The organism is Acinetobacter sp. NIOH-H-8 (assembly GCF_046635365.1).
In the GTDB taxonomy this organism is placed as follows: Bacteria; Pseudomonadota; Gammaproteobacteria; order Pseudomonadales; family Moraxellaceae; genus Acinetobacter.
Genome location: NZ_JBHDVN010000074.1, coordinates 1 through 11,546 on the forward strand (window position 1 = coordinate 1; position 11,546 = coordinate 11,546).

Below are 11,546 nucleotides of genomic sequence, written 5' to 3' on the forward strand. Positions count from 1 at the left end.
CGCGACTCATGAGTGCTCGGTTATATGCGGGCCAATTGGTTGTGCGGTAGATTTTGTGTGTAGGCTTCTTCATTTGAAAATTATATCGCTGAAAAAGCCTTTACAGATAGGTTTGTGCAACAAAGCCAGAACAATCCCTCAATCGCTTTGTCCAATTACCCATACAACCCCTAAAAAATTATAAATTTAATTAAAGTTCAATATACTATGATCTCGATAAAATCTTAAAATATTACATCTATATCAACATGACTATCAAAAAAGTATCCTCGATTGCCAAACTCGAAGACTTAGGACGCATTCAGCTATCGAAGTCTTTCTTTATGCGTGACTTTCTCTATAGCGAAATCGCTAACTGGTACGGTATCCCTAACTTTCCAGACCATCCTGATATTGCCATTCGTACAGGGACAAAACTATGCGAAGAATTACTTGAACCACTGCAAGACAAGTTTGGACGTATTACCATTCGTTCCGCTTATCGTTCGCCAAAAGTGAATCAACTCGGCAATGAAAAAGGACATAACTGCGCAAGTAACGAGAAAAACTTTGCCAGTCATATTTGGGACTATCCTGATGAAAAAGGCTACGGTGCAACGGCGTGTATTGTCATTCCTGCATTTCTAGAACTGTATGAAAAAGATCAAAGCAACTGGCAACAACTTGCCTATTGGATTCATAACAATCTGAACTATAGCCATCTGCACTTTTTCCCAAAACTTTGTGCTTTTAATATTGGCTGGCATGAACAACCTGCACGGGAAATTTATAGTTATATTCAGCCAAAAGGTTATTTGCTGAGGGGTGAAGCTGTAAATCCGGAGTTTGAGAGGTTTTATCCTGATTTGTTGTAATTCTTTCTCCCTCACCCCCTTGCGAAGCAGTGCTTCTCATCCCATAGAGAGAGGGAGAAATCATTCCTAATTAAAAGCCGCTATAAATTTAATATTGGAAGTTCCCTCTCCTTTTAGGAGAGGGTTAGGGAGAGGTATTTCTAAAATGAAGTGCAAGTGGGGATTAGAGAAAAGTCAAATTTCTGCTATAAAATCAAAAACAAACCGAAAAAAACAAAAAAATGTCAAATTACATTATTTTACTTAGCATTATCCTGATCACTCTTGTATTCATCATTGGCGCATATCAGTCAAGAAAACGCAAACCCATCAAACCACGTACACTCACAGCCAGAGAAAGCAAACTGGCCAATCTTGCCGATGGTATCGAGCTAATTTTCACACCCATTTTCTGGATCATTAAACTCATGATCGGGATATTCAAATCATAAAGCGGTTGTTAACGATTTTTTTGAATTTGATCATAAAATCGTGTTTGTCCCATATTGAAAATCACTCAACAGGAATACAATCTGCACATTCTCCCATCCCGCCCTTATCATGTCGAAAAACCTCGCTACGCTAATTGGCTTAAGTGCTATTTTACAGTGGTCATCTATCGTAGGATTGCTCAAAAAAATCAGTTTTAGTATTGGACCTGATCTTGCTGTACTCATGATGTATAGCTTAAGCACCCTGCTCTTACTGGCTGTTTTTGGCGTTCCCAAACTCAAAACCATACCCAAGTTTTATCTGCTGAGTGCAGCTGCATTATTTCTGGTATATGAAATCTGTTTTGCCTATGCCGTAGCACTCGCACAAACTGCACAGCAAGCCATTGAAATTAGTCTGGTGAATTATCTGTGGCCCAGTATGACCATTGCGATGCTGATTTTATTTCATGAACTAAAATTTCATAGCTTGGTGGTGGTTGGGCTTAGTATTAGTCTGGCAGGTATTTTTTATATCCAGACGGGCAACGGAGATATTCATTTAGCAACCGTCATTCACAATATACAAGCCAATCCAACCAGTTACATATTGGCATTCATTGGGGCAAGTTTATGGTCGTTATATTGTGTATTTACCAAAAAATACAGCCAAGGACATAACCCAATCGTGTTCTTTTTCGCAATGGTAAGTGTGGTTCTCTGGAGCAAGACGCTGCTGTTAGATCACGAACAATTGCCGCAACTTCTTAATATTGACTTGAATATTATGCTGTATATGTTGCTGGTTTCAGTCGTAACTGGCTTGGGTTATGCCGCGTGGAATATCGGAATTAACCAAGGCAATATCGCGATGCTGGTCGCGTTATCTTATTTTAGCCCGATCTTTTCGTCTATCATTTCGATGTGGGTACTGAATACCAGTCTATCGCATACCTTTTGGATCGGTACGATGATGGTCACCTTAGGTTCATTTATTTGCTGGCTGTCGACCAACTGGAATGAAATTCGGGACCGACTGTTTCCAGGTAAGCTCTATAAAACTTAAACCACATTTTTGCGGTTTAAGTTTGGCTGCATCTGCAATCCATTAACGGGTGATGCCTAGTTTATTCCACACGTCAGGGGTCAAAAACGTCGTGACCAGTTTGCTCATATCGATATATTTGAGTACACCATTCAGCTGACTTTTGATTTCCGGATTTTTCAGTATTTCCTGACCTGTGACCTGCCCAAGCTCCTGGAAACTTTTGCCCACTGCTTGCACTCCTTCAGCCTGAATCACCGCTTTGGTTTGGGTTGGACATTGCTCAACCAGAATCCGCTGTAAAACCGAAGCTAAATTTCTGTCGAGTGTTTCCTTTTGAGTTGCAGTTACATTGCTAAAAGCTTTTAGATCGGGATGATTACCCAATGCCACAAAGGTCCATTGCAAGACTGTGGTTTTATCAGTGCCTGTCGTCGATTTCATCAAACAGTCACTAAGCTGATCAACCGTTGGACCGGCTGTCGCAATCTGAGTTGCCCCCAGCAATGCTGTAGTCATAAAGACTGCCCGAAGACCCGATAAAGCTTTGAATCCCATATTCCTTTCCTTTTTCACCCGTTCAAACTGCTTGAACAATGCAGTTTCTTTGTAGCATGTAAAAGGCTGGAAAACCTGTAGAACTCTGTAACCTGAGAGATAAAAAAAAGTCCCGACATCAGTCAGGACTTTTGGAATCGAATGAGGAAATCAGACTTACCAGATTTTCACACGCTTATCTTCTTCCAGATACATTGGATCTTCTTGCTTGACGCTAAAGGCTTCATAGAAAGGTTTCTGGTTAAGTAAGGTCGCACGGCCACGAATGGCTGCTGGTGAATGCGGGTCTGTTTTTAACAGCTGTAATGCCAGTTCCGGACGAACTTTGGCACGCCATGCCTGCGTCCAGCCAATATAGAAACGCTGATCTCCGGTATATCCATCAATCACCGGAGCAGGCTTGCCATTTAGTGACAATTTATAAGCTTCATAGGCAATCGCCAGACCTGAGTTATCGGCAATATTTTCACCTAAGGTCAGTTCACCATTGACGTGATAGCCCGGTATTGCTTCATAGGCATTGTATTGCTCAACCAGAGCTTTGGTTTTTTCCTTGAATTTTTTATCGTCTTCTTCGGTCCACCAGTTTTTCATGTTGCCGTCTGCATCAAAGCGGCTGCCCTGGTCATCAAAGCCATGACTGATTTCATGCCCAATTACTGCCCCAATTGCGCCATAGTTCACGGCATCATCAGCATTCATATCGAAGAATGGCGGCTGTAAAATAGCAGCAGGGAAAACAATTTCATTGCCCATTGGGTTGTAGTAAGCATTTACCGTTTGCGGCAGCATATGCCATTCTTCACGATCAACCGGTTTCCCCAACTTATCCAGCGCAATGTCATAATTGAAACTGTTGGTACGACGCAGATTACCAATCAGGTCGCCATCTTTAATTTCCAGCTTGCTATAGTCACGCCATTTATTTGGATAGCCAATTTTTACTCTAAAGCTTTTCAGCTTACGGTGTGCCTGTGCTTTGGTTTCTGCACCCATCCAGTCCAGTTTTTCTAGATTCTGTTCAAATGCCAGCAACAGGTTTTCTACCAGTTTTTCCATACGCTGTTTCTGTTCAGGCTGGAAATGTTTTGCGACATAGACTTGTGCCAGACTTTCACCGAGTACGGCATTAGTCATATCAACCCCACGTTTCCAGCGTGCCCGTTGCTCGGTCACACCGCGTAAGGTTTTGCTGTACATTTCAAAGTTTGCATCAGCAAATTCCTGGCTTAAGTAAGGTGCAGCGCCATCAATCAGATGGAATTTGAAATAGGTTTGCCATACATCAAGGGGTGTGCTGCTTAAAATCTTGTTTAAATCTTCAAAATAACTTTTTTGCGCCACAATCACGGTTTTGGTTTTTTTGTCTAAACCCGTCGCTTTAAAATAGGTTTTCCAGTCAAACTCTGGCACCAGACTTTTGATGTCTTTTAATGTATAGACGTTATACATTTTTTCGAGATTACGGTTCTGCACGTTATCCCACTGAATTTTGGCAATTTCAGTTTCTAAGTTCAGGATAAATTGTGCATGTGCAGCCGCTTCTGCTTCCGTTTCACCCGATAGCGTTAACAGCTTAGCAATATGTTTAACATAAGTTTCACGGGCACTTTTCAGTTTTTCATCGTCTTTTAAATAGTAGTCACGATCCGGTAAACCTAAACCACTTTGACCCAAAAACACCGCCATTTGATCAGACTTTTTCAAGTCAGGAATCACGCCAAATTCAAAAGGTGTACTGACACGGTTTTTTGCATAGTCTGCAAGCAACAAAGTGAAATCTTTTTTGCTTTTCATGGCCTCAATTTTGGCGATATCTGCTTTGAGCGGCTGGATACCTTTTGCATTTAAAGTTTCCGTGTCCATAAAGCTGGCATATAAGCTCCCCACTTTCTGCTCATTGCTGCCATAATCCGATTTGGTTTTCGCCAGCTCTTCTACAATGTCATGTAATTGCTGGGTCGAGTTTTCACGCAAAATCGTGAATGCGCCCCAGTTTGGCATATCAGCCGGGATTTCCTCATGCTCTAACCAGTGCCCATTTACATGCTGATAGAAGTCCTGTTGTGGTGCGATTTTTTTATCAAAATGTTGAAGATGAATCCCCGAGCCAAGTGCTGCAATAGCGGTTTGATCTGAAGCATAATTTGCAGAGGAAACGGCTAATAAAGCACTTACCAATGCGGTTTTTAGAAAAATTTTCAAAGCTTGCTATCCTCGCGCTTCACTGCGCAGTTGAATTTATCAATACGTGTTGACCTGATAATCAAACACTTAAATCTTTATAAGCAGCATATATGCCAATTTTTAAACTGGTCTTGGCTCTGCATGCTGTTCCTTCGCAGAAAAAAATAGGCCTGTCTCTTTTCAGATAAACAGACCTGTTTTTTAAAACCTGTTACCAGATGGAGATTCGTTTTTCAGGTGATAAATACATCTTGTCCCCTTCTTTAATCTCAAAAGCTTCATAAAAACTTTGTTGATTGCGGACAGCACCATTGCCACGCACATGACCTGGCGCGTGGCTGGCAAGGTTTAGGCTATTTAACAGATATTCAGGATTACTTTTGCTACGCCAGACTTGTGCCCAGCCCATATAAAAACGCTGATCTCCACTAAAGCCATCAATGACAGGTGCTGGCTGCTGACCCTTGAGCGATAACTTGTAAGCCATATGAGCGATCCCTAAGCCCAGGTTGTCAGAGATATTTTCACTTTTATTTAATTCTGCATTCACCTTATGCCCTGGCAGAACTTCATATTGTTTATATTGCTCAACTAAGGCTTTGGTGCGTTCATTGAACTTCTTACGGTCGCGCTCGTTCCAGGTTTCTTCACCCTTGCCTTTGGCATCAAAGCGGCTTCCTCTATCGTCAAAACCATGGCTAATTTCATGTGCGATAACAGCCCCGATGGCACCATAATTCACTGCAGGATCATGACTATCGTCATAATAAAATGGCGCTTGCCAGATGGCCGCAGGTAATACGATTTCATTCAGCTTAACGTTATAGTAAGCATTGGCTGTTTGTGGCGACATGTGCCAGGCTTCTGGATCAATCGGTTCTCCCACCTTGTCCAGTTCACGCTGGTAATTGAATAGCCGGGTCCGCTGGATATTACCAATCAGATCATCCTTACGAATTTTTAAGGCTGAATAATCCTGCCATGTTTTCGGATAACCAATTTTAATATTGATGCTGTCCAGTTTATGCCGCACTTGTTTTTTGGTATCCGAACCCATCCAGTCTACCTGATCCAGTTTCAGATGAAAGGCTTTACGGACGTTTTCTACCATTTCCAGCATGGCCGGGCGCTGGCTTTCATTAAAGTGCTTTTCTACATAGAGCTTGCCAAGCACATTACCTAAAATACCGTTAGTGAGTTCCAGAGCGGACTCATTCCGTGGAGAACGTGCTTGTACACCCTCTAGTGTTTTGTCATAAAATTCAAAATGATGGTCTTGAAAAACTTCTGTTAAAAATGGCGAATAACTATTGATCAGGTTGAATTTCAAATAGGTTTGCCAGGTTTCAATTGGAACGACCTTCCATAACTGATCCAGCTGACGCAAGTAATTAATCTGCGAGATCGCAACCTCTTTTCTTGCTCCTTTTAAGCCCAGTTCTGAGAAATAATTCATCCAGTCAAAAGAAGGCATATAGTTAATGATATTTTTAGTTTCAACGAGATAGGTTCTCACCTCATCATTGCGTAGCTCCACAGCGGACCAGCTAATTTTTGCCAGTGCCTTTTCCAAAGCCAGGATAGTGCGAGCATCTTCAATCGGCTTGGGCTGACCGGCAAAATTCAGGGTATTGGCGATATAAAGCAGATAAGTATTGCGAATTTCCTGTTGTCGAGGCTGCTCACTCAAATAAAAATCACGGTCAGGCATTCCCAAGCCACCTTGCCCTACATACATCATGGCCTTGGAAGAAGCTTTACGGTCCTGATAAAAACGGGTAGAGAATGGCAAATTCAGATTGATTTTTTCCGCATAGGCAAAAAACTCTGCCAGATCTTTTTTGGTCTTGATACTTTCAATCCGCTGCAGGTCTTGTTGCAATGCCTCAAGCCCAAGTTGTTCCAGCCGATCGGTATCCATATAACTGGCATAGAGATCTGCGACCTTTTGTTCATTGCTACCTTGCGGATACTGTTTTTTAGCCAGCTCATTAAAAATGTCAAATAACTGCTGGGTTGATTTCATACTCACTTCAGCAAATGCACCCGACAATGCCTGATCTTCTGGAATCTTTGCGGTTTTCAGCCAGTTTCCATTCACGAATTGATAAAAATCCTGCTTTGGATCAACCGTCCGATCAATCGCATTCAGATCAATTGCCGATTTTAATGAAGTTGTACTCACTGCATAACTCACAGACGAATGTAGAAATGCACCCACAAGAATCAAATGACTTAAAATATGTTTTCTCAAGCGATAAATCTCATTATTGTGTATGTTAAAAATCAATTAGTTTTTCTTGCTCAGTCCATAAGCACAAAACTGATAATTTTTAAGCAAAAGATATACCAATAATTTCTAAAATATGCCGTTGAATTAGCTTGTATTTAACAGGAGATATAGAAGAGAAAATCTGAGATGGCGATAGGAGATTCACTGTGAAATAAGGTTCGATTTGCAACCTAATACTAATTAATTTTTATTCCTATCAATAGGATAACTATTTATCTTCTATCATTGGTATTCAAAAGAAAAATATTATTTTTAAGTCCGCCTATGCTTAAGAAATACTTTTTTAAATATCACCAATACTTAAAGTAGATGACTTTTCATGAGCATCTAATCTGCTAAATAAATGATCAAACTGCATGTGAAAATAATAGACTTATTTTAACTGTCTCAACTGATTCTTCGCCCCAGTATGGTTATAGTTGGTGGCCAGATTCTGCAGTATTCGTTTGGCCTGAACCTTGGAATTTGGAATACGGTTAGCATAGACTGGAATACTGCTTAAACAGCGTGCCACTAACATACCTGATTCAGTATAGACACGTGTTCCTTCTGTACCCTGTAATTTGCCATAGTTATAGGCACGCTGGGCATTATTGCAGGCATTGTTCAGGTTCTTGCCGCTATTGATATCACGACGTGCAGCTACATACAATTTCATCTGTTGCTGTTGTGGCGTTTCGATACTAGTTGTACGAGCAGCAGGGACAGCAACCACTGTCGGTTCAACAGCAGGTATTTTTATTTCTTTCTTATCAGCTTCTTTTTTATCTAATTCCTTTTTCTCATCTTTGACTGAGGTTTTGGCTGCATTCTTCTCGGCAATTTTATTAGACTTAGCCGTAGCTTTGTGGCCCTGATAGAAATGACGTGCTTCGGCTGAGCTTTGAAGTTTGCTCAAGATCCGGACTACACGCGTAGTATTATTCTTATCTAGCTGATGTTCAGAAATCGGCTCAATAGAAACAATCCAATTTTGCCCTTGGGGCATCGTACATTGATAGGCACCAATACCCTGAGTGACATAACGGTTTTTGCTTAAACGGTTCTTCTGGGCAGAATCTTTTACTGAAGCCAATTGGCTCTTATACAGTAGAGAAAACTTGCCGCCCCGTTCATGACAATACTGGCTTAAGGTGGTTCGTGGATAGAGGGATTGTGGCTCTAAATGCTGCTTGGATTTTTCCCATGAATAAACATATTCTTTTGCCGAACCGTCAGCTTGATTCAGGTTTCTTTTAACGATCAGTTCTTGAGGACTTGCATAAGGATGCTGCATATCTGATTTCATTTGCTGAATACTGTTACATCCAGCCAGACTTGCTACACATATTGTTGGAATTATTAATTTTAGCTTCACTGCTTATCTCCCCCAGGCCCCTATAACATATAGCAAATATGCTAAAACAACAATCTCAACAGATTGATAAATATAAAAATATAGTGAGAACTATCACTAAAAATGGGAAATAGAGTGCCTAATTCATCTAGCTTAAAGCCAAATAAATTGATCAAATTAACATTCTTCAATGTCAATAAATACGCTGGATTATTCGCCAATTAAAAGATGAAGCAGTAGAAAAAAAGATATAAAAAAACCGAAGAAACAGATCAGTTCTCCGGTTACTCATTCAACAAAAATTAGAGATATTATTATCATGGAAGATAACGGCAATTATGCTCTCTATCGCTGTCTGAATGAGATTATAATTTGAACAATTTCCTTTACGTACACTAATTATTTTTATACGCCATATTATTGGAAATTAAACACCACCCTGGCTGGCCTTTAAAATTCTAGACAAGAAAAAATAGCTTGGATACCCTAATATTGGGATGTTTTAGTACCACTCATCCTAATTTTTTCGCACCTCTCCAGATAGTAATTTTCAATTTGATTTTGAATAAAAATTAATCAATAAAAAACCAAACCTATGATGGTCTGGCTTTTAAAATTGTCTAGGAATAGAAGAAAAAATTAATCGAGATGTGATTCAAATGCTTTCAAACGTTTATAGATAGAGAGTAATTCAATAATCGTAGGCCAAGATAAAATCAAATACTGGAAAGATTCACGAACCTTACCGAACACATTCAGGATCTGCATCATCAAACCCAGTGTAATCGCCCCCGCGGCAATACTTGGAAACAAAATAAATAATCCGTAAATATTGTCCAGTTGCAGATACCAGATGCGGACCATATTGAAATAGGCATAGTGGAAATACAGACGGAAATAATTCTTACGTACCCGGCTAAACAGTTCTTGCAAAGTGAGTGGGTGAGCACGATCGGCATAATCTTCACCATAAACCAGCTCTTTACGATAAGCCGCTTCTACTTTCTGATTATTGAATTCCAGTCCAGGGAGTTTCATCCCGACAATCATTAAAATCACGGTACCCAGAACTGCCCATCCGATCGACGCCCACATTAATGCATGCGGTATTTCACCGACAATCGGCAGTACTTTTACATGACTCGATAACTCATACAGAATTGGCAGGAAGGCCATTAATAGCATCAGAGATTCAATGAGCGAAACACTGAGCTGTTCCGTAGTCTTGGCAAAGCGCATGGTATCTTCCTGAATACGTTGTGACGCCCCTTCAATATGACGCAGCTTTTCCCAATGCGCCGTATAATAGTCATTCATCGCCGTACGCCAGCGGAATACATAATGACTGACAAAGAACAGGTTAAACACCGCCAGCGTGACATAGACCATGGCAATATAAATAAAGGTCAATGCACCTTGATATAATAGGCTGACATCTCCGCCCCCTTGGGTGAGCATATTCTGGGTCTGGTCATAGAACGGGCTATACCATTCATTTAAGACGACATTAACCTGCACCCCAAACCAGATATTGAACAGGATAAAGGCCGAGCTCCACACGGACCAGCGCTGCCAGGGATGTTTCGCTTTAAAATACCAGAAGGTAGCGAATATCGCGGTACTTACAAAAAACCAGAGATAGAACCAGAGAAATTTTGGCGCCCAGAAACGGCTGATTCCTATCGGCATTTTAAGATCATGATAACCTTCAGTCATACCTAAATAGACACCCCAGCCTGATCCACCACTATGCCAAAGGCAAAGATTGATCAGAAATCACAGTACCAGACTACTAAAAAACCACACTGGTTGTGGAAAAAATGACTTAAACATTGGGGCTTAATTCTCCTTATAGATGTACAGGTCATCCAAATGACGCACAGTTTATTCTTATTTTCAGACTTTCAACGAACTGCAGCATAAATTTGCAATTCAATGTAAAAAATTACATACAAACACAAAATCGCTAAAGCCAAATTAATATCAGATTATATGATTCTTGCTTTAATACTAGCGCATAACGTATGCAATAGAATGAAGGAGATCATGACTGGCCTGTCAAAAAGTGACAAGTAGATTTTGCGCTAGATTTACTATTTGGGGCCGTTTGTCTCCTTCTCTTCTTTTCGTCGGTAAATAAACTGAAAATATTCGAGTTTAAGAAACACAAATCGTTTGAAAATTAAATCTTAATCTCTATCCCTTTAATTTACTGACTTAAGCGCTTTTTAAGAAAAATTGACCGACTTGTTGACTTATGTCTCGGTTTTTCAAAAATTAGTTAAATGTGCAAAAATCATGTTAAGATTAAAAAACAGCGAAGTATCAATATTTGGGAATAAAAATATGGAAAGTTCTGTGATTGAATTACTTAAGCCAGTGACCTTGGAAAAGGAAAACTGTCACCCGATTATTTTTGAAGCTGGTACTGTTTTAAAAGTTTTGATGCAAACCCCTACCAGTCTTTTAGTCAGTAATGATGATGACTTTAACTTTACTATTCCATTGAAAGATGAGAACGATGTCTGGAGAGAGCTATAAGCACTCTGCTCTCCTCTTTATGGGGTTATGTCTACACCTAGTCTCTCAACGATATAACCCTCTCTCTTCTATGTAGCACCAAGATTTTATAATTTATCCTTCCTTTCAAAACTGGCTTTAATAAAAAATTAATAGGCTGCGCTATATTTATATTTTATATTAAATGTGTTTTTAAATATTTCCAATTTAATACCTGGCAGAGTAAAACTTGAAGTGCGACATAAACCACCTAATTAATTTAAAGGGTTTATGGAGTATATAAAATTGTCATACCATCATCTTAACTTTGAAGATCGTACTGCATTAATGCTTGAGTCAAGAA

At 40.0% G+C, this 11,546-nt stretch carries 9 protein-coding genes; 3 read left to right on the forward strand and 6 right to left on the reverse strand.

Features of this window, described 5'->3' with window-relative positions; genetic code table 11:
- Nucleotides 1–248 precede the first annotated feature (248 nt).
- Entirely contained in the window at nt 249–854 is a 606-nt protein-coding gene (locus tag ACEWB7_RS16185; protein ID WP_312318127.1) for a hypothetical protein, read from the forward strand.
- A 286-nt stretch (nt 855–1,140) separates the two neighbouring features.
- Here ACEWB7_RS16185 and ACEWB7_RS16190 read toward each other — a convergent pair whose 3' ends face one another.
- Complete coding sequence (locus ACEWB7_RS16190; RefSeq protein WP_312318129.1) at nt 1,141–1,263, reverse strand: hypothetical protein; 123 nt, start codon at nt 1,261–1,263, stop codon at nt 1,141–1,143.
- 131 nt (nt 1,264–1,394) lie between these two features.
- Here ACEWB7_RS16190 and yddG point away from each other — a divergent pair, with 131 nt between their 5' ends.
- Nucleotides 1,395–2,330 carry an aromatic amino acid DMT transporter YddG gene (gene yddG, locus ACEWB7_RS16195; RefSeq protein ID WP_166135462.1) on the forward strand — a complete coding sequence of 312 codons (936 nt, stop codon included), beginning with the start codon at nt 1,395–1,397 and terminating at the stop codon, nt 2,328–2,330.
- A gap of 42 nt (nt 2,331–2,372) precedes the next feature.
- Here the strand turns inward: yddG and ACEWB7_RS16200 are convergent, their stop codons facing one another.
- The 5 genes from ACEWB7_RS16200 to sbmA all read right to left on the reverse strand — a co-directional run bounded on the left by ACEWB7_RS16200 (nt 2,373) and on the right by sbmA (nt 10,456).
- On the reverse strand, nt 2,373–2,867 hold the full coding sequence (locus ACEWB7_RS16200) for a hypothetical protein (protein WP_312318135.1): 495 nt from the start codon (nt 2,865–2,867) through the stop codon (nt 2,373–2,375).
- A gap of 156 nt (nt 2,868–3,023) precedes the next feature.
- The gene (locus ACEWB7_RS16205; protein ID WP_312318138.1) at nt 3,024–5,072 is read right to left on the reverse strand and encodes a M13 family metallopeptidase; all 2,049 of its coding nucleotides are present in this window, start codon (nt 5,070–5,072) and stop codon (nt 3,024–3,026) included.
- 193 nt (nt 5,073–5,265) lie between these two features.
- Complete coding sequence (locus ACEWB7_RS16210) at nt 5,266–7,239, reverse strand: M13 family metallopeptidase (protein WP_312318141.1); 1,974 nt, start codon at nt 7,237–7,239, stop codon at nt 5,266–5,268.
- A gap of 481 nt (nt 7,240–7,720) precedes the next feature.
- Nucleotides 7,721–8,704 (reverse strand): hypothetical protein, encoded by a 984-nt coding sequence (locus tag ACEWB7_RS16215; RefSeq protein ID WP_312318146.1) that lies wholly within the window; start codon nt 8,702–8,704, stop codon nt 7,721–7,723.
- 618 nt (nt 8,705–9,322) lie between these two features.
- The gene (sbmA, locus tag ACEWB7_RS16220; protein ID WP_411580966.1) at nt 9,323–10,456 is read right to left on the reverse strand and encodes a peptide antibiotic transporter SbmA; all 1,134 of its coding nucleotides are present in this window, start codon (nt 10,454–10,456) and stop codon (nt 9,323–9,325) included.
- Nucleotides 10,457–11,029: 573 nt separating this feature from the next.
- Here sbmA and ACEWB7_RS16225 point away from each other — a divergent pair.
- Nucleotides 11,030–11,224: a hypothetical protein gene (locus ACEWB7_RS16225; RefSeq protein WP_125279298.1), complete on the forward strand. Its 195-nt coding sequence runs from the start codon at nt 11,030–11,032 to the stop codon at nt 11,222–11,224.
- Nucleotides 11,225–11,546: the final 322 nt, after the last annotated feature.

Excerpts from the sequence above, each read along its gene's own strand:
- ACEWB7_RS16185 (WP_312318127.1), top strand. The coding sequence starts at position 249 with ATGACTATCAAAAAAGTATCCTCGATTGCCAAACTCGAAGACTTAGGA.
- ACEWB7_RS16190 (WP_312318129.1), bottom strand. The coding sequence starts at position 1,263 with ATGAGTTTAATGATCCAGAAAATGGGTGTGAAAATTAGCTCGATACCA.
- yddG (WP_166135462.1), top strand. The coding sequence starts at position 1,395 with ATGTCGAAAAACCTCGCTACGCTAATTGGCTTAAGTGCTATTTTACAG.
- ACEWB7_RS16200 (WP_312318135.1), bottom strand. The coding sequence starts at position 2,867 with ATGGGATTCAAAGCTTTATCGGGTCTTCGGGCAGTCTTTATGACTACA.
- ACEWB7_RS16225 (WP_125279298.1), top strand. The coding sequence starts at position 11,030 with ATGGAAAGTTCTGTGATTGAATTACTTAAGCCAGTGACCTTGGAAAAG.